This is a genomic window from Pseudomonas sp. NPDC079367, assembly GCF_044542195.1.
Classification (GTDB): domain Bacteria; phylum Pseudomonadota; class Gammaproteobacteria; order Pseudomonadales; family Pseudomonadaceae; genus Aquipseudomonas.
In genome coordinates this window covers 1-18,321 of record NZ_JBITTW010000040.1, presented here as the reverse complement: position 1 = coordinate 18,321, position 18,321 = coordinate 1, and the positions used below count along the sequence as shown (strand labels likewise).

Sequence of the window (18,321 nt, the reverse complement as noted above, 5' to 3'; positions counted from 1 at the left end):
CGAGCCTGCTCGCGAAGGCGTCTGCAAGAGCACCCTCTACAGCGGCAAATACCGACTCAACAGTGCCCGCAACGCCGCCGGCTTCACCGGTTTGGCCAGATAATCCAGTCCCGCCGCGTGCACCTGGGCCACGGTCTCCGGGCGCCCATCTGCGCTGATGACCACGCCGGGCACCGGTTCGCCCAGCCGCGTGCGCAACCACGCCATCAGCTCTGTGCCAGTGTCGCCGTGGTCGAGGTGATAGTCGACCAGCGCCAGTTGCGGCCGCACGCCTTCAGCCAGTATCGCCGCGCATTCTTCGCGGTTGCGCGCCGTCCACACCTGGCAGCCCCAGCGGCTCAACAGGCTGTTCATGCCGATCAGAATGCTGTCTTCGTTATCGATGCACAGCACCTGCGCGCCGCTGAGCAGTTTGCCGTTTAGTTCCACGGTGGCACTTGCCGGAGGCGTTTGCGTACGGGCAATGGGCACCGTCACGCTGAACACACTGCCGCGCCCCGGCCATGAGCGAACGCGCAAGGTATGCCCGAGCACGCGGCACAAGCCGTCGGCGATCGCCAGCCCCAGACCCAGGCCCTTCTCGGCGCGGGTCTGGTGGCTGTCGAGGCGTTTGAATTCTTCGAAAATCACCTGCTGCTTGTCTTCCGGAATACCCGGGCCGCGATCCCAGACTTCCAGACACAATTCGTCGCCACGCCGGCGCACGCCCAGCAGCACCGGGCCTTTGGCGTAGCGGAACGCGTTGGTGAGGAAGTTCTGCAAAATCCGCCGCAGCAGCTTGATGTCGCTGTCGATGCGCAATTGGCTACCCCGCACGCGGAACGTCAGTTTCTGCTCCTGCGCCAGCGCTTTGAACTCGGCACCGAGGGTGTCAAACAGCTCATTGACGGCAAACGCTTTGCGATCAGGGTTGATCTTGCCGTTTTCCAGGCGCGAGATGTCCAGCAGATCGCTGATCAGGTCTTCCGCCGAACGCAGTGAGCTGTCGAGGTGTTGCACCAACTGCTGCGCCTCTGCGCTCAAGCCTTCGTTTTGATGGGAGAGGGCGGCGGAGAACAGACGCGCGGCGTTCAGCGGCTGCATCAAGTCATGGCTGACGGCGGCGAGGAAGCGGGTTTTCGACTGGTTGGCCGTCTCGGCGTTGCCCTTGGCTTCGGTGAGTGCGACGTTGAGTTGCGACAGTTCCTGGGTGCGCTCGCTGACCCGTTGTTCCAGCCCTTCGTTGGCCTCGGTCAGCGCCTGTTCGGCTTCGCGGAACGCGGTAATGTCGGTGAAACTCATGACGAAACCGCCGCCGGGCATCGGGTTGCCGATCAGTTCGATCACTCGACCATTGGGGAACAGCCGTTCGGAAGTGTGCGCACGGCCCTGACGCATCCAGTGCAGACGCCGGGCAACGTGCACTTCCGCTTCGCCGGGGCCGCACAAACCGCGTTCGGCGTTGTAGCGAATGATGTCGGCAATCGGCCTTCCGACGCTGATCAGGCCGTCGGGGTAGTTGAACAGCTCCAGATAACGCCGGTTCCACGCCACCAGTTTCAGCGATTGGTCGACCACGCTGATGCCTTGCGTGATGTTTTCGATCGCGCCTTGCAGCAGTGCGCGGTTGAATTGCAGCACTTCCGAGGCTTCGTCAGCGATTCGGACTACGTCCTCCAGCTGCATTTCCCGGCCTTCGATGGCGGCCTTTACTACGGCGCGCGTCGAAGAAGCGCCAAGAACACCGGCGAGCAAACGTTCGGTGTGGGCAATCCATTCGCTGTCGGCGTTCTGGTTGGGGTTGAAGCCTTTGCCCTGGCGGTAAGCGAAACGAATGAAGCTTTGCCGCGCACGTTCTTCGCCGACAAATCGTGCCGCCAGTTGCAGCAGATCGTCGATCTGCACTGCCAGCATCGAACGAGCATTAGGCCGCTCGCTGATTTCCTGGCCAATAAAGCGCCCGGCCTGCCAATGTTCCGAAACCCGCGTGCGCGACAGCACCGAGACCCAGGCAAATAACGTGAAATTACCAGCCAGCGACAACACCACCCCTTGGGTCAACGGTGTGATCGGCAGGTTCAGCGGATTGCTGTGCAGCCACGCCAACCCCGGGAAACTCGTCAGCGACCAACCGAGACTGTGCGCGGCAATCGGCAACACCAGCGTGTAGAACCAGAGGAAAGTGCCAGTGGCCAGACCGGCGAACACGCCACGGCGATTTGCCTGTTTCCAGTACAACGCGCCGAGCATCGCCGGTGCCAGTTGCGTCACCGCCGCGAAGGCAATCTGGCCAATGGTCGCCAGGCTCGCGGTCGAGCCAAGCAAGCGATAACTGACGTAGGCCAGCAGCAGGATCACCACGATGCTCACCCGGCGCACCGAGAGCATCCACTGGCGGAACACTTCGAACGGGCGCTCGGCGTTATTACGACGCAGCAGCCACGGCAACAGCATGTCGTTGGAAACCATGGTCGACAGCGCAACGCTGGCGACAATCACCATGCCGGTCGCTGCCGATGCGCCACCGATAAACGCCAGCATCGCCAGCGCCGGATGGGCCTGGGCCAGCGGCAGGCTGATCACGAACGAGTCGGGTAGCACGTGGCTGGGCAGCATCATCTGACCGGCGAGAGCGATCGGGACGACAAACAGTGCGGCCAGAGCCAGGTAGGCCGGGAACACCCACTTCGCCAAGCGCAGATCCTGCGGATCAATGTTCTCCACCACGGTGACGTGAAATTGCCGAGGCAGGCAGATGATCGCCATCATCGCCACGCCGGTCTGCACCACCATCGACGGCCAGTTGATGGTTTCTTTCCAATAGGCTTCAAGGCGCGGGGCGAGCATCGCCTGATTGAACAGGTCGTCGAAACCGTCATACAGGCCGTACGTGACGAAGGCGCCGACGGCGAGAAAGGCGAACAGCTTGACCAGCGATTCGAAAGCGATCGCCAGCACCATGCCTCGGTGGTGTTCGGTGGCGTCGAGGTTGCGCGTGCCGAAAACGATGGTGAACAATGCCAGCACCAGCGACACGATCAGCGCGGTGTCCTGAGCGCGAGTGCCCATGGCATCGGCGCCGGCGCCGATCAACAGGTTCACGCCGAGGACGATGCCTTTGAGCTGCAAGGCAATATAAGGCAACACGCCAACCAGGCAGATCAGCGCCACGACCACCGCCAGCGATTGCGATTTGCCGTAGCGCGCGGCGATGAAGTCGGCGATGGAGGTGATGTTCTCCTGTTTGCTGATCATCACCATTTTCTGCAGGACCCACGGCGCGCCGACCAGCAGCAGGATCGGCCCGAGGTAGATCGGCAGGAATGACCACAGTTGTTCCGCCGCCTGACCGACCGCGCCGAAGAATGTCCAACTGGTGCAGTAAACGGCCAGCGACAGGCTGTATACCCAGGCACGCACGCGCGGCGGCAATGGTGTGCTGCGACGGTCGCCGTAGAAGGCGATAGCGAACATGATGGCCATGTAGGCCAGGGCAACGACGGCGATCAGCCCGGTGGACAACGACATGCAGCACTCCCGACAAAAGACGCCGGGCACTCCTGCCCGGGCGGACAGTCTCGCATGCGAGAGGCGGTTAGTCAGTGTCGACCAAGGTCGTGGCGTGGCGGGGTGTCGCAGGCATGGATCGTTGCGTTTGTGCGTTGACACTGCCCGGCGCGCAATCGTGTAGGAGCTGCGGCACGCTGCGATCTTTTGATGTTGATGTGTGCCAGTGCAAGCGCGTTCAACCTTGTGGCGGGTGTTGCCATTGAACACTGCAACCTGGGCGCTCGGTGGTTTTTACGCCTCGCTGGCGCCTTCGTTGGTCCGCACGGCCACTGGCTCGACATCCAATCTGATCGGTGGCGCGACCGTCGCGACGCTGACCGTGACCGGGGCGCTGATGATCTTCACGATGCGCAAGCGTCCGGCCAATCAGGCGTTGCGCTTGGGTGCAGGTTTGCTGCCGGTAGGGCTGATTCTGATTCTGCTCGGCGTGCATGGCGCCAGTCTGTCGCTGTTTTTCTTCGGCACGCTGATCGCCGGTTGTGGCTTCGGTTCGGGCTTCCTCGGTGCGGTACGCAGCCTGGTGCCATTGGCTTTGCCGCATGAACGGGCCGGGTTGATGTCGGCTTATTACGTGCTCAGTTATCTGGCGTTCTGTCTGCCGGCGTTGCTTGCCGGACACATTGCGCGCAGCTTCGGGTTGCTGGCGACCACCGACGGTTACGGGGCGGTGCTGATCGTGCTGGCCGTGACCGCGCTGCTGCTCAGTCTGCGTCCACAGGTTTGTAACGTGTGTCGCGCTCCTTAAACGCCGCTGTTTCGGTTAGCCTTGGCCGACTTCTTTCACGGATCGACTCATGAAGATTATCCGCAGCAGATCGTTCACCGCCGAGCGTGCCTGGGGGGCACTGAACATTGCCAACATGAACGGCATCACCACGCGCTTGCACTGGACGGATCAACCGTACAAGTGGCACGTCAACGACGGCGAGGAAGTGTTCGTGGTGCTCGATGGCCAAGTGCAGATGCATTTCCGTGAGGAGGGCGAGGTGAAACAAGCGCTGCTGAACGTCGGGGACATTTTTTACGCGTCGGTCGGCACCGAGCATGTCGCCCATCCACAAGGCGTCGCGCGGATTTTAGTGATCGAGTCGGTCGGCAGCGTGTAGGTGCTTATCTACAAAGCAGATAACAGTTAGAGATATTACCCGTTATATCGATATTCGATTCGGATCTACCATGGACTCAACCTCTCCAGAGGACAGGAGTTCATGATGATCTGCCCCAATAGCGTTACCCCCGGCTACAAACCTTTCAGCCATCTTCAGCATCCGCGTGAAGTGATTCGTCAGTTCACGCCGAACTGGTTTGCCGCAACCATGGGCACCGGTGTGCTGGCATTGGCGCTGGCGCAATTGCCGCTGGCCATTCCCGGACTCCACGCCGTGGCCGAAGGGCTGTGGCTGTTCAACATTCTTTTGTTCACGCTGTTTACGGCTGCCTACGCCGCGCGCTGGATCATGTTTTTCGATGAAGCGCGGCGGATTTTCGGCCATTCCACCGTGTCGATGTTCTTTGGCACCATTCCCATGGGCCTGGCGACGATCATCAACGGCTTTCTGCTGTTTGGGCTGCCGCGCTGGGGCGACGGTGTCATTGAGCTCGTAGAAGTGTTGTGGTGGATCGATGTGGCGATGTCGCTGGCCTGTGGCGTGCTGATTCCGTACATGATGTTTACCCGCCAGGAACACAGCATCGATCAGATGACCGCAGTCTGGTTGCTGCCGGTAGTCGCGGCGGAAGTGGCAGCGGCCAGCGGCGCTTTGCTCGCCCCTCACCTGAATGACGCCCATGCGCAACTCATCGTGCTGACCACCAGCTACGTGCTCTGGGCCTTTTCCCTGCCGGTGGCGTTCAGCATTCTGACCATCCTGTTGTTGCGCATGGCGTTGCACAAGCTGCCCCACGAAAACATGGCGGCGTCGAGCTGGCTGGCGCTGGGTCCGATCGGCACCGGCGCGTTGGGCATGTTGCTGTTGGGCGGTGAGGCACCAGCGATTTTTGCCGCGAATGGCCTGCCCGGCGTCGGCGAAATCGCATCGGGTCTGGGACTGGTGGCAGGGATTACGCTGTGGGGTTTTGGTTTGTGGTGGATGTTGATGGCGCTGCTGATCACCCTGCGTTATCTGCGTGACGGCATTCCGTTCAACCTCGGCTGGTGGGGCTTCACCTTTCCGCTGGGCGTGTATTCGCTGGCGACGTTGAAACTGGCGAGCATTCTCAACCTGACGTTTTTCAGTGTGTTCGGTACGGCGCTGGTGTTTCTGTTGGCGGCGATGTGGATGATCGTCGGCAAGCGCACCGTGCAAGGTGCGTGGCGGGGCGAGCTGTTTGTCTCGCCGTGTATTGCAGGTTTGAAGAAATAAACCGCAAAGTTTAGGTAAGGTGTGGCCTGGATCGTGGTGCGCAACTCCAATAACAAGCACCCCAGGCCTCACTACTCAACATCAGGAAACACGGAAGATGAGTCACCCCTCACAGTTCAACCTGTTGCGCACCCGGCGCTTTTTGCCCTTCTTTATTACCCAGTCGCTCGGCGCGTTTAATGACAACGTGTTCAAGCAGTCGTTGATCCTCGCGATTCTCTATCGGCTGACCATCGAAGGCGACCGTTCGATCTGGGTCAACCTCTGCGCATTGCTGTTTATCCTGCCGTTCTTTCTGTTCTCGGCGCTGGCCGGGCAGTTCGGGGAAAAATTCGCCAAGGACGCGCTGATCCGTCTGATCAAACTCGCAGAAATTGCCATCATGGCCGTAGGAGCCGTCGGATTTCTCTTCGATCATTTGTCGCTGATGCTGGTGGCGCTGTTCGCCATGGGCACCCATTCGGCGCTGTTCGGTCCGGTGAAGTACTCAATCCTGCCGCAGGCTTTGCGCGATGACGAACTGGTCGGCGGTAACGGACTGGTGGAAATGGGCACGTTTCTGGCGATTCTCGCCGGGACCATCGGCGCCGGGGTCATGATGTCGTCCGAGCACTACGCGCCGGTAGTCTCTGCAGCAATTGTCGGCATTGCCGTGCTGGGTTATCTGGCCAGCCGCAGCATTCCGCGCGCGGCGGCCTCGTCGCCGCAAATGCGCCTGAACTGGAATATATTCAGCCAATCGTGGGCGACGCTGAAACTCGGTCTGGGCCAGACGCCTGCGGTGTCGCGCTCGATTGTCGGCAACTCATGGTTCTGGTTCGTCGGGGCGATTTATCTGACGCAGATTCCGGCTTACGCCAAGGAATGGATGCACGGCGACGAAACCGTGGTCACGCTGATTCTGACGGTGTTCTCGGTAGGCATCGCCTTGGGTTCGATGCTCTGCGAGAAGCTCTCGGGGCGCAAAGTCGAGATTGGTCTGGTGCCGTTCGGCTCGTTCGGCCTGACCGTGTTTGGCCTGTTGCTGTGGTGGCATTCCGGGGGGATCCCGGACAGCGTCACCGGCCATAGCTGGACCGCCGTGTTGGGCTTCGTTCACACCTGGGCGGTATTGATCGACATTCTTGGCCTGGGCATTTTCGGCGGCTTTTATATTGTGCCGCTGTACGCGCTGATCCAGTCGCGCACGGCTGAAAACGAACGGGCGCGGGTGATTGCCGCCAATAACATACTCAACGCGCTGTTTATGGTGGTGTCGGCGATCGTTTCGATCGTTTTGTTGAGCGTCGCCAAACTGTCGATCCCGCAATTGTTCCTGGTGGTTTCGCTGCTGAACATTGGCGTCAATGCCTACATCTTCAAAATCGTTCCGGAATTCAGCATGCGCTTCATGATCTGGCTGCTCAGCCATTCCATGTACCGCGTCGAGCATCGCAACCTCGAAGCAATTCCGGAAGAGGGCGCTGCGCTGCTGGTTTGCAACCACGTGTCGTTCGTTGACGCCTTGCTGATCGGCGGCGCGGTGCGTAGGCCGATTCGCTTTGTCATGTACTACAAGATCTACAACCTGCCGGTGCTGAACTTTATCTTCCGCACGGCCGGCGCGATTCCTATCGCCGGACGCCAGGAAGATATCCAGATCTACGAAAAAGCCTTCACGCGCATTGCCCAATATCTGAAGGACGGCGAATTGGTGTGCATCTTCCCGGAAGGCAAATTGACCGCCGATGGCGAGATCAATGAGTTTCGCGGCGGCGTGACACGGATTCTGGAGGAGACGCCGGTGCCGGTGATTCCGCTGGCGTTGCAGGGGCTGTGGGGGAGTTTCTTCAGTCGCGATCCGAACAAGGGCTTGTTCCACCGCTTGTGGTCGCGGGTAACGCTGGTGGCCGGGCCGGCTGTGACCGAAGGGACGGAGCCGGCGAAGTTGCAGGGGTTGGTGGGGGAATTGCGCGGGTGCGTTAGATAAGCGGCGATTTCAAAGGCCTCTTCGCGAGCAGGCCCGCGCCCACAGTTGACCGTATTCCAGTGACGGAGCGCGGATGAATGTGGGAGCGGGCCTGCTCGCGAAGACGGTAGTGGCTTAAGCGCTGACCTTGAGCCCGATCAACCCGGTAACGATCAACGCCACACTGACCAGCCGAATCAATGCCATCGACTCGCCAAACAGAATGATCCCGGCGATCACCGTTCCGACCGCACCGACACCGGTCCAGATCGCATACGCCGTGCCCAATGGCAACTCCTTCATCGCCAGGCCCAGCAAACCCAGGCTGATGGCCATGGCGGCAACGGTCAGGGCGGTGGGGAGCGGGCGGGTGAAGCCGTCTGTGTATTTCAGGCCGACGGCCCAGCCGACTTCGAACAGGCCGGCGCAAAACAGAATGATCCAGGACATGCATAACCTCCATCGATTGACGGGGTCGTCCCCAGATTAATGACTCGATCGAGCCGCAGGGTCGTCCCCGCGTTGCGCAATATACTGACGAGCATTAACCCGGGGATCAAGTTTCCAGCTCAGTCTGCTGCCCGTTGCGCGAGGTTGTCGCGGTCTTCCTTTTCGCTCATGCGGCGGAAGTACGTCGACAGTAGCGCCCCGGAAATGTTGTGCCAGACGCTGAACAGTGCGCTCGGCACCGCCGCCAGCGGCGAGAAATGTGCACTGGCGAGTGCGGCGCCCAGTCCCGAATTCTGCATGCCGACTTCCAGTGCCAGCGATTTACGTTGAGCCAAGGGCAAGCCGAACAGGCGCCCGGTAAAGTAGCCAAGCAGATAACCGAAGCTGTTGTGCAGCATGACCACGGCCATGATCAGCAGGCCGGACTCGGCGATTTTCGCCTGACTCGCGGCCACGACGGCGGTGACGATGATCACGATGCTGACCACTGACACCAACGGCAATACATCTACCGCATGCCGCACCTTGTCGCCGAGCAGGCGCTGCGCGACCACGCCCAGAACGATCGGCAGCAATACCACCTGCAGGATCGACCAGAACAGCTCCATGAACGATACCGGCAACCACGCCGAGGCCAGCAGCCAGATGAGCGCCGGGGTCAGCAGCGGAGCGAGGAGGGTAGTAACTGCGGCAATCGCCACGGAAAGCGCCAGATCACCGCGCGCCAACCAGGTCATTACGTTCGATGAAGTGCCACTTGGGCAACAGCCGACCAGAATCACGCCGACGGCGATCTCCGGCGGCAGATGGAATACCTGGCAGAGCAACCACGCCACACCGGGCATGATCACGAAATGCGCAACCACCCCCAGCGCCACTCGCCAGGGATGGCGAGCGACGGCAGCGAAGTCGTCGAGCTTGAGGGTAAGCCCCATGCCGAACATCACCAGGCCCAGCAGCGGCACGATCGCGCTTTTCAGGCCGATGAACCATGCCGGTTGCAGGAAAGCCACGACGGCAAATATCAGAACCCAGTAAGCGAAGGTATTGCCGACAAAGCGGCTGAGTGCAGCCAGTGCGCGCATGGCTTGATCCTTGTTATGTGAAAGCGTTAGGAAGCTAAGCATACGTCGCCAACAAAAAGATCGCAGCCTTCGGCAGCGCCTACAGGAAAACTCGTCTCATGCAGGAGCTGCCGAAGGCTGCGATCTTTTAAGCTTTCACACGAAAACGGATCAGATCCCCTGCGGCATCTCTTCCCCACCCAGCGCTTCCACCAGTGCCGGCAGGAAGTCGCCGAAGGTCAGCATCATCAGGGTGAAACTGGCATCCAGCTGACCCAACGCTTCATCGCCACCGTCCTGTTCGGCCTGATCTTGCAGCAGATCCTCGAACTTCAGGCGCTTGACGGTCATCTTGTCGTCGAGCATGAACGACAACTTGTCCTGCCAGGCCAGCGACAACTGCGTGACGACTTTGCCGGTGCTCAGATGCAGCTGGATTTCCTCACTGGTCAGGTCCTGACGCTTGCAACGGACGATGCCGCCGTCTTCGTGGGTGTCGCGCAGTTCGCACTCGTCCAGTACATAGAAATCGTCGGCGGCTTTCTGCGTGGTGACCCACTCGGTCATCACGGCGGTCGGTGCCATTTTCACAGTCAATGGACGCACGGGCAGGGTGCCGATCACTTCGCGCAGGGTCGACAGCAAGTCCTCGGCGCGCTTCGGGCTGGCCGAGTTGACCAGGATCAGGCCCTGTTTCGGCGCGATGGCAGCAAAGGTCGACGAGCGACGAATGAACGCGCGCGGCAGGAAGGCCTGGATGATTTCATCCTTGATCTGATCGCGTTCCTTCTTATAGACCTTGCGCATCTGCTCGGCTTCGATCTCTTCGACCTTTTCCTTGACCGCGTCACGCACGACGCTGCCAGGCAGAATGCGTTCTTCTTTGCGCGCAGAGATCAGCAGGAAATCGCCACTGACGTGTACAAGCGGCGCATCTTCGCCCTTACCGAAGGGTGCGACGAAACCGTAAGTGGTCAACTCCTGGCTTGCACATGGACGCGCCAGTTTGGTGGCCAGTGCAGTCTCCAGCGCCTCGGCATCGACAGGCAGGTCTTGGGTCAGGCGATAGATCAGCAGGTTCTTGAACCACATGGGGTGAGTCACTCCTATATACAAAGGGGGGCATTATTGTCTTCGCCGGGGCATAGGCCAACCCTTCTCTAAGCCTTTGGAAGGCCTCGGAAAATTATTTAAAAAAGTGCTTGCCAGAGGTTGGGGTGCTCCGTAGAATGCGCGCCACACCGAAGCGAAGGGTGATTAGCTCAGCTGGGAGAGCGTCTGCCTTACAAGCAGAATGTCGGCGGTTCGATCCCGTCATCACCCACCATTCGTTTTCAAGCGTTTCGCGCAGCGGTAGTTCAGTCGGTTAGAATACCGGCCTGTCACGCCGGGGGTCGCGGGTTCGAGTCCCGTCCGCTGCGCCATATTCGGTATCTGGAACTGAACACCAGACACCACGCAAAGCCCGCCTTGTGCGGGCTTTTTGCTGTCTGCGATTTATAAAATCGCCGCGCTACTGCGCCGCATTACGGGCATGCCGATAATCGCTCACCGCCTCGTACACCGCTTTGCGCAAGCGATTGATCCCGCCAATTGGCCGATGCGCCTCGATGCCGAACCACGGATTGAACGACAGGTTGTCGCATTGCAGATTCAGCGCTGGCGTGTCGAAGTCCTGAGCCGGCAAAGTGATCCGCGCCACGGTTAAAAACGGCGCATCCTGCTCGCTCCACTCAATGCTGGTGTCTTCGATCGGCATGTACTTGTTCGCATCCTGGCGCTGGATCTGCAAGACCAAACATGCTGGCATCCGATCCGTCGATAACTGCTGATTCAGTGCACCACGCAGGAAATTCGGCAGGTCGTGATTCTGTTTTGGCAAGGTGTAAGCCGGGCAACGACCCGTATCCGGCACAACGCGGAATTTCGCATTGGCCTCACCGAATTTGTAAGGCGATACGGAAAAGTACGTGGTCTCGGTCGGGCTGTCCGGCGGTGGTGACAAGGTGGCCAAGGCGATAAACAGATGGCGTACCTGCCAGGTGCGCGGATCCCAGGTGGGAAAAAACGCCATGACCTTCTTGCCGTCAGCCTGCGCCGCCACATTCTGACGGTACTCGGCGACATCACCTACAAAGAAGTTCGGATGACTGAACATCACGAAGTCCTGTTCACGCCGGTCACCGCTGTCACGGAGCAATTGCGTTCCCGGCACGTCAAGAAGCTTGATTGCCATCCCGCGCGCGTCGCGAATGCTGTCGAATTGTGGATAAGCATTGCCGTTGGACAACCGGATCAGCGCTTGCCAGGTCTTGCCCGGCTCGCTGAACACACCTTGTCGCAGCGACTGCGCCAGTTCCGGTAACACCTGCACTTGCGCCTTCACGCAGCCATGCGCCTTGGCGTGGGCATCTCGCAGATAACGCGTGGGTTCACGGTGCTGGTCGACGATGCGCACTGCGGTTTGGATGACGTCTTGGGTCATCGCCGCTTCGCCTGCTGGAATCTGTTCCTGCGCCGACACCGGCCCGCGATGCTGCCAGGCAAACCACGCGGTGGTGATGGCCCAGCCGAGCAGGGCGATGACCAGCAGGATCAGCAGAGTCTTGCCAAGCAAGCGCCCCAACCAGAGCCAGAAGCGCGCGAGTGGCGGCAGTTCTCTTTTGAATGTCGGCATGATCATGGCAACTGCGCCTCCAGTGGTCCGCCCAATACTTTCAGGTATTCGAGCAGCGCCCAGCGCTCCTCGGGTTGCAGGAGGCGGCCGATCACTCCGTTGCCGCGTGCGCCGGCGCGAAATTCGTGGCCGCTGTTGTGGTTGCCGCTGATGTGCGTGTCGAACAGAAAACCGTTAGTGAAAGGTTCGGTGCGATATCCGAGATGCCGGGGGTCGTATTCGACCGTGCCTTTATAGAAGGTCGTCGCGCGCTCATCCTGCGGTGACAGCAACTGATAGATGCTCGGCACCGAGCCGTTGTGCAGAAACGGCGCAGTCGCCCACACACCAGCCAGCGGTCGAGCCTTGTAAGCGACTTTTTCGCGTACGCCGATCGGCAGGCCGAACCCGTCCATGCGCGGTTTTTCTTCTGGCGTGATCTGCGCTTGGCGATAGGCACGGATTTCCACGAACGCAGTGACGTAAGCCAAGCCCTTGGCCACCGACAGTTGGCTCAAATCGAGCGGCACTTCGGATTCGGGATGCAGCTTGACGTCCATCTTCTCCAGCTCTTTGACATCCCATTGCAGCGCGCTCAGGTCGAAACGGTGGCTGGCGATGTTGTTGGCCGCGTTCGGATCGGTGCCGATCACGTCCACGGGCAGCATGTGCAAGTGCTGCACCCAGCGTTCACCCTCCCAGGATTGGCGCGGGACGTGGCAGCCGGCGCAGTTTTCGACGAACAGCGCGCGGCCCTTGGCGGCCAACGGCTTGTCGATCGCACCGAGCAGATTTTCCGGCCATGTTGGTGGCTTGAGCTGTTGCAAGATTTGTTCAATGGCGTGCAGATCGCGCACGCGCACGCTGGAAGGGTAGCGCTCGGCGCCTTGCAGCGGCTGACCGTTGCCGTCGAAGAAATTCAGCGTGGCACCGACGCCCAGCGCTTCGCCGATATTGCGCGCCATCGGCTGCTGTGCCGAGCCATTCCACTGCACCCATTCGAACGTCCACATGTCCCATAGCTGCGGATAATCTACCGGGGCATCGGCCACGCGGTAGTTGGCAGGGGAAATCGCGTCACCGAAGGTGGCGTTGGCAATTCGGCCGAACGCATCGGTGCGTCCCGGGCCTTCCTCGGTCGGATAGAGGCCGCGATGGGTGTCGTTCCAGGCGACTTTGACGAAAGTGTTCAGCGAGGTTTTGAAGTCTTTGCGCAGTTGTGCGTGGCGCGCGTCGTACTCGTCGGCGAGAACTCGGCGGGCGAAGCGCTCGAATTTCCAAGGGTTGTAATAAGTCGATACCAAACTGGCGACCAAGGCCTGTCCGAAACTGCCTCCGCGCAATGTCGGAACGCTGGACGGCAATACATGTTGCGCGGTGCCGCCATCGATGCGCACGGCCTGACCTTTAAAACGCAACTCGCCGGTGTGGCAAGCGGCGCAGGTGATATCCAGAAAGTGCTCGGAGGCGTTGCCTGGATTCTGGTGGCGGGCAAAACCTACCGGGAGATTGCCGGGGTTGTTCGCGCTGGCTTGCTGTAGCGGATCGACCAGGAAGCCGAAACGGGCGAGGTACTCAGGTGAGGCGAAGCGCTGCTCGGAGAAAGGCAATTCCAAGGCCTGGAACCACTCGTAACGCAGGCCTTTGACTTGCGTACCTTGCGGCGTGAAATAGTAGGTCTGCCGTTGCTGCTCGCTCCACTGATTTAGGTAAAGCACCTGTTGGGGCGGCGTGTAGAAGGGCAACTTAGGATTGGCGACGTAATAGACGATCACCGCAACGGCGATGACCGCCAGCACGATCACCAGACTGATAACGCGGGATAAGAGGCGCAAGTTAAACATCCTTGTCGAATTGTTGCGCTGTTATGCCTGAGCGGCGCTGGCTGGGCAAGTGGCCATTACGCCAGGCGCTGGGGCAAGCGCCAATGATGCTTGTCGTCCATGGATGACAGAAGCTTCATCCAGCCGTTGCCTAAATGCGTTTTAATCCCTGAACTTATCGGAAGATTCCTGCTCTCATGCCGGTAGCCATTGGTCGTGGCGGCCTGATAAGCTCGCGGCTTTACTCGATTGCCCATTCGGCGCATGAACAAGGAAATAGCATGAAACAGCATCGGTTGGCGGCGGCGGTAGCCCTGGTTAGCCTGGTACTCGCGGGTTGTGACTCGCAGACCAGCGTAGAGCTGAAAACCCCGGCGCAAAAAGCTTCCTACGGCATCGGCCTGAACATGGGCAAAAGCCTTGCCCAGGAAGGCATGGATGATCTGGACTCCAAAGCGGTAGCCCAGGGCATCGAAGATGCCGTTGGCAAGAAAGAACAGAAGCTGAAAGATGAAGAGCTGGTCGAAGCCTTCGCCTCGCTGCAAAAGCGTGCTGAAGAGCGCATGGCCAAGATGAGTGAAGAGTCGGCAGCCGCTGGCAAGAAATTCCTCGAAGAAAACGGCAAGAAGGCTGGGGTAACCACTACCGCGTCCGGCCTGCAGTACGAAGTAGTGAAGAAGGCCGATGGCGCCCAGCCCAAGCCGACCGACGTCGTTACTGTTCACTACACCGGCAAGCTGACTAACGGCACCGTATTCGACAGCTCCGTGGAGCGCGGCAGCCCGATCGATCTGCCCGTCAGCGGCGTGATTCCGGGTTGGGTTGAAGGTCTGCAACTGATGCACGTTGGTGAGAAGTACAAACTGTACATCCCTAGCGATTTGGCGTACGGCGCTCAGTCGCCAAGCCCGGCGATCCCGGCCAATTCGGTTCTGGTTTTTGACCTGGAGCTGCTGGCCATCAAGGATCCAGCCAAAGAAGACGCCGCAGCCAAGTAACACGCAGCGGCTCGAAAACAACGCCTCGCTTATGCGGGGCGTTGTTGCATCTGGAGGTTGGCAAGGGTAAACAGAGCGAACTGACGCCGTTCAACACAGTCATAGCTTTGAGGCCGCCCGCGCTAGACGCCCTGAGCCGCCAAGTCAATGAAATATTGGGCTTTTTTATGTGAGTAAAAAACGCCCGATCTGAGCGCAGCCCTTATGAAACGGGGCTCTCAGCGCTGAAATGCAGCTCTGTTCACAAGGTTATCCACAATTTGTGTGGATAACATTTCAACGGGAAGAATAGATGAAAGCTCCGTGGAATTTCGCTCGATTCCTGCCCTTGGCCGGTCGCCTTCTGGCCCGTGGACGGCTGCCTACTTTGCTGTTTGCCGTGGCCAGCAAAGGCGCCGCGCAAGGCAATCGTCTCGGCAAACTCAAAGATGATTTGCGCTTGCTGCAGTCGCTGTGCCTGGCCTACTGGCGCGGCGAATACCGGGCGATCAGTGCCAAGTCGCTGATCTCGGTGGTGGCCGGGCTGATGTATTTCCTGAGCCCTGTGGATGCGATTCCTGACTTCATCCCGATGTTCGGCATGCTCGATGACATCGCGGTTCTCGCCTGGCTGATGAAAACTCTCGACGACGAGCTCAACGCCTTCCGCCTGTGGCGCAAGCGCCAGCAACCGGAGAAGCTGGCGGTGGTCGAACGCCTGCCCGATACCCCCGAGCAGCTGCAACTGCAGGGCCCGAAAAAGCCTTGACCGATAAAGACTGCCTGTAGATAGATACCCCCCGCGACCTTGGCCGCTGTTAGGATTACACTTCTAGGGAAAAGTGCCGACTCGCTAAGTGTTGTTGTCCTACGGGGTAGTCATGGATATTCAGATAATTGCACGCGATGGCGAACCCGAATACGCGGTTCTGCCGTGGGCTCAATATCAGGCTCTACTGAAAGCAGCAGGGATCAACGCAACACCGGCGCAGCAGCCTGCAGCGCCGCTCGCCGCCGCACCGGAGCCGATTCTTCCGGGTCTGGATCAATTACGCAGTTTGCGCGAAGGGAAGGGCATCGCCATCGAGGCGCTCGCCCGCACGGTAGGCATCAGCCCGTCTTATCTGGCCATGATCGAAAGTGGTGAGCGTCAGCCCGACGCCGCGATTCGCCGCAGCCTGGCCTGGGAACTGACGGTGCCAGGTTGGAGGGACGAATCGTGAGCGTACGCATCAGCCGTCAACATTGGGATGGATTGCTGGGGGAACTGGACCAGGCGCGCCGTCAGCGCCATCTTCTGACCTATCGAGCCTTGCTTGAGCGTTTGCAGCTGCCGACGCCGGCGATGCAGACGCTGACGGCTGCGCTTGAGCATCTGGCCGCACTGGATGCGAGAGCCGAGCAGCCGTTGCGCAGTTCGCTGGTCATCAGTCAGGGCGCCAGCCGTTTGCCGCGTACCGGTTTTTTTGAATGTGTCGAGCGCCTGGGGCGCTTTTCCGGGCCGTCGGATGGCGTCGCGGCGGCGTCCTGGCATGCGTCGGAAGTGGTGCGCGTCTTCGAGTACGAGTACCCGGAATCGGCGGAGGCCTGAGTGTTTCTGCGCCTCAAGGCGCGGGCCGGCTACTGGCTGGCCCGCAGGTTGTTTCATTGGTCGTGGTTCGTCCGCCAGCCGCGTGGTTGGCGCTGGCTCGAAGGCCAGTTTGCGCGCATGGCCAACCTCGGCGATGTCGGTGCGCAAAGCTTTTATGGACACATCCTGGCCTTTCGTGGCGTTGGGCTGGGCGCACGTGAAGAAGGCGTGCGTTTACTGCGTCTGGCCGCGTTGGCCGGCGATGGTAAAGCGGCCTATCAAGTCGGCGTGATCAGCCTCGCCGGTACGCCGAGCAAAGCGCCGGATACCGCTGAAGCCGCTCGTTGGTGGAGCATGGCTGCCAAGGCCGGTCACCCGTTGGCCGAGCTGAAGCTGCAACAGCTGAAGGCTGGTGATTCAACGCATTAATTGCATGTATGGCTTTTAAATCAAACGCGGCGTGAGGTTTCCTCACGCCGCGTTTGCGTTTCTGTCTGTATTTTTTTCGGTGGATGTTGGGTTGCAGATTATTCCTACATCCTTTGCCTACTCGCCTGACTTCTTTCTTATTTGATCCCCCGCACAGTTCCCGCGACTCATTTCTTGCGCGAGGGACCGCTCATGTTTCAGCCCGTTTTTCAGCTCATCTTGTCTGCCCGCGTGTGTTGATGGAAGCCATCGCTCGCATCGAGCAGGAGCTCGACAGCTTTCCGCAAACACTCAATCTCTACCGCAAACAGCTCGATCACTGGATCAGTCGCGCAGCCGACCAGGTCAGCGACGCGGCGGACCTGTCGTCGCTGGTGGGCATGGAGCGGATCATCCGCTTCGGCGACCGCAGTACGGCGGTCAGCAGCAGCGACGAAGAATTTTCCTCCAGCGTCGTGCAGTGCCAGCAGGGCGGGCTGATGCAGATCGAGAGCAAATTCGAGTCTGTCTACGATATTCCGCTGGGCAACATTTCCGTCGATGTGGTCGACGTGGATAGCGGCAAGACCAGCCCGGTCACCCTTGATCATCAGGGCAGGGGTGAATTCAGAGGCGAAGAGGGCAAATTCTACCGCGTTCTGGTGCACAGCGCAGTCACCCCCAATCAAGTCGAGAAGCTGTTCCAATCCTACGACGGTTTGACCGGCAAACTAGAAGGCTGGCTGCGTAGCGAATGGCAGGACTTTAAGCCGCAGTGGTCACAGTCGGTGGCCACTGCGGCCAGCAACGGCATGCTCGCCGGCAGTTGGGCAGCCATCGAGGGGGTATGGGACAGCCTCGGTCTGCTGTCGGAAATTCTCCAGGACCCTGGCAAATTTGCCGAGCGTCTGGGCAGCGGCGCAGCTGACCTGATCGAGCTGGCACAGATCGCGCCGGATCTCATGGAAAAGCTGCAGTTGCTGGTCAGTGACGAGGCGGCGATGTGCTTGCTGTTACGGTCGGCGAGCCTGTGGCTGGACATGCTGCCGCCCAGCGAGATTGCCGGCAAGTCCGCTGAAGTGGCGTCGATGATGATCGTGCAATTGATCATCGATGTGCTGATCAGCGTGGTGCTGACCTTTGTCGGAGCGGGTGCGGGGATCGCTTATCTGACGCTGCGTCTGGCTGACCGAGCAGCGCAGTTGTTTAACGTCGCCAAGCGTCTGGTCAAGGCGCTGTTTGGCATCGTCAGCACATTTATTGAATACGTCGACCACTACAAAGCCGTTGCCGCGCGGGGCATCGCCGCCGGGGTGAAAAACGGCCGGATGCAATTGCGTTGGAGCGCTAAGCGCAACGCTTTGTTGAAGAAAGATGAGCCCCACGACGACGTCCCCGAACAGTCAAAAAACCCCAATGGCGACCCCGCCGACTGCGTACCCAAAACTTGCAAAAACGGCTGTCCGGTGTCGATGGTCACCGGCGAAGAACTGCTGACGCTCACCGATGCGGT

General features: G+C 59.8%; 14 protein-coding genes, 2 tRNA genes and 2 pseudogenes. 12 read left to right on the top strand and 6 right to left on the bottom strand.

All coding sequences use genetic code 11. From position 1 onward, the window contains the following. Positions 1 to 36: 36 nt before the first annotated feature. Positions 37 to 3,507, bottom strand: coding sequence for a NahK/ErcS family hybrid sensor histidine kinase/response regulator (locus ACIGDJ_RS23345; RefSeq protein ID WP_397479694.1), 3,471 nt, complete (start codon positions 3,505 to 3,507; stop codon positions 37 to 39). A 199-nt stretch (positions 3,508 to 3,706) separates the two neighbouring features. Between ACIGDJ_RS23345 and ACIGDJ_RS23340 the strand changes: the two are divergent. The 4 genes and pseudogenes from ACIGDJ_RS23340 to ACIGDJ_RS23325 all read left to right on the top strand — a co-directional run. Further along, positions 3,707 to 4,294: pseudogene (locus ACIGDJ_RS23340) on the top strand (MFS transporter); the annotation flags it as partial. A gap of 49 nt (positions 4,295 to 4,343) precedes the next feature. Next, complete coding sequence (locus ACIGDJ_RS23335) at positions 4,344 to 4,655, top strand: cupin (protein WP_313006003.1); 312 nt, start codon at positions 4,344 to 4,346, stop codon at positions 4,653 to 4,655. A gap of 105 nt (positions 4,656 to 4,760) precedes the next feature. After that, positions 4,761 to 5,912 carry a TDT family transporter gene (locus ACIGDJ_RS23330; protein WP_397479695.1) on the top strand — a complete coding sequence of 384 codons (1,152 nt, stop codon included), beginning with the start codon at positions 4,761 to 4,763 and terminating at the stop codon, positions 5,910 to 5,912. A gap of 97 nt (positions 5,913 to 6,009) precedes the next feature. After that, a complete protein-coding gene (locus ACIGDJ_RS23325) occupies positions 6,010 to 7,881 on the top strand; it encodes an MFS transporter (RefSeq protein WP_101158726.1) in 1,872 nt (623 codons plus the stop codon). A gap of 114 nt (positions 7,882 to 7,995) precedes the next feature. Here ACIGDJ_RS23325 and sugE read toward each other — a convergent pair whose 3' ends face one another. The 3 genes from sugE to rdgC form a co-directional block, all read right to left on the bottom strand. Beyond that, positions 7,996 to 8,310 (bottom strand): quaternary ammonium compound efflux SMR transporter SugE, encoded by a 315-nt coding sequence (gene sugE, locus ACIGDJ_RS23320; protein ID WP_024012188.1) that lies wholly within the window; start codon positions 8,308 to 8,310, stop codon positions 7,996 to 7,998. 119 nt (positions 8,311 to 8,429) lie between these two features. After that, positions 8,430 to 9,395 carry a bile acid:sodium symporter family protein gene (locus ACIGDJ_RS23315; protein WP_041479525.1) on the bottom strand — a complete coding sequence of 322 codons (966 nt, stop codon included), beginning with the start codon at positions 9,393 to 9,395 and terminating at the stop codon, positions 8,430 to 8,432. Positions 9,396 to 9,545: 150 nt separating this feature from the next. After that, positions 9,546 to 10,466, bottom strand: a complete 921-nt coding sequence (rdgC, locus tag ACIGDJ_RS23310; protein WP_024012190.1) for a recombination-associated protein RdgC — start codon at positions 10,464 to 10,466, stop codon at positions 9,546 to 9,548. A 159-nt stretch (positions 10,467 to 10,625) separates the two neighbouring features. Between rdgC and ACIGDJ_RS23305 the strand changes: the two genes are divergently transcribed. After that, a tRNA-Val gene (locus ACIGDJ_RS23305) sits at positions 10,626 to 10,701 on the top strand. A 20-nt stretch (positions 10,702 to 10,721) separates the two neighbouring features. Next, a tRNA-Asp gene (locus tag ACIGDJ_RS23300) sits at positions 10,722 to 10,798 on the top strand. An 89-nt stretch (positions 10,799 to 10,887) separates the two neighbouring features. Here ACIGDJ_RS23300 and ACIGDJ_RS23295 read toward each other — a convergent pair. Together ACIGDJ_RS23295 and ACIGDJ_RS23290 are read right to left on the bottom strand one after the other, a co-directional pair. Next, positions 10,888 to 12,057 carry a catalase family protein gene (locus ACIGDJ_RS23295; protein WP_101158728.1) on the bottom strand — a complete coding sequence of 390 codons (1,170 nt, stop codon included), beginning with the start codon at positions 12,055 to 12,057 and terminating at the stop codon, positions 10,888 to 10,890. After that, positions 12,054 to 13,865, bottom strand: a complete 1,812-nt coding sequence (locus ACIGDJ_RS23290) for a di-heme-cytochrome C peroxidase (protein WP_313006016.1) — start codon at positions 13,863 to 13,865, stop codon at positions 12,054 to 12,056. The genes ACIGDJ_RS23295 and ACIGDJ_RS23290 overlap by 4 nt, the downstream gene beginning before the upstream one ends. A gap of 269 nt (positions 13,866 to 14,134) precedes the next feature. On the opposite strand from ACIGDJ_RS23290, the gene ACIGDJ_RS23285 reads away from it, so the two are divergent. The 6 genes and pseudogenes from ACIGDJ_RS23285 to ACIGDJ_RS23260 all read left to right on the top strand — a co-directional run. Continuing rightward, positions 14,135 to 14,851, top strand: a complete 717-nt coding sequence (locus ACIGDJ_RS23285) for an FKBP-type peptidyl-prolyl cis-trans isomerase (RefSeq protein ID WP_101158730.1) — start codon at positions 14,135 to 14,137, stop codon at positions 14,849 to 14,851. 292 nt (positions 14,852 to 15,143) lie between these two features. Next, a complete protein-coding gene (locus ACIGDJ_RS23280; RefSeq protein ID WP_016773733.1) occupies positions 15,144 to 15,599 on the top strand; it encodes a YkvA family protein in 456 nt (151 codons plus the stop codon). Positions 15,600 to 15,711: 112 nt separating this feature from the next. Continuing rightward, positions 15,712 to 16,053: a helix-turn-helix domain-containing protein gene (locus ACIGDJ_RS23275; RefSeq protein ID WP_101158731.1), complete on the top strand. Its 342-nt coding sequence runs from the start codon at positions 15,712 to 15,714 to the stop codon at positions 16,051 to 16,053. Next, positions 16,050 to 16,421, top strand: a complete 372-nt coding sequence (locus ACIGDJ_RS23270) for a hypothetical protein (RefSeq protein WP_007898892.1) — start codon at positions 16,050 to 16,052, stop codon at positions 16,419 to 16,421. The genes ACIGDJ_RS23275 and ACIGDJ_RS23270 overlap by 4 nt, the downstream gene beginning before the upstream one ends. After that, entirely contained in the window at positions 16,422 to 16,829 is a 408-nt protein-coding gene (locus ACIGDJ_RS23265) for a sel1 repeat family protein (RefSeq protein ID WP_101158732.1), read from the top strand. Between the two features lie 239 nt (positions 16,830 to 17,068). Further along, a pseudogene (locus ACIGDJ_RS23260) lies at positions 17,069 to 18,321 on the top strand (type IV secretion protein Rhs); the annotation flags it as partial.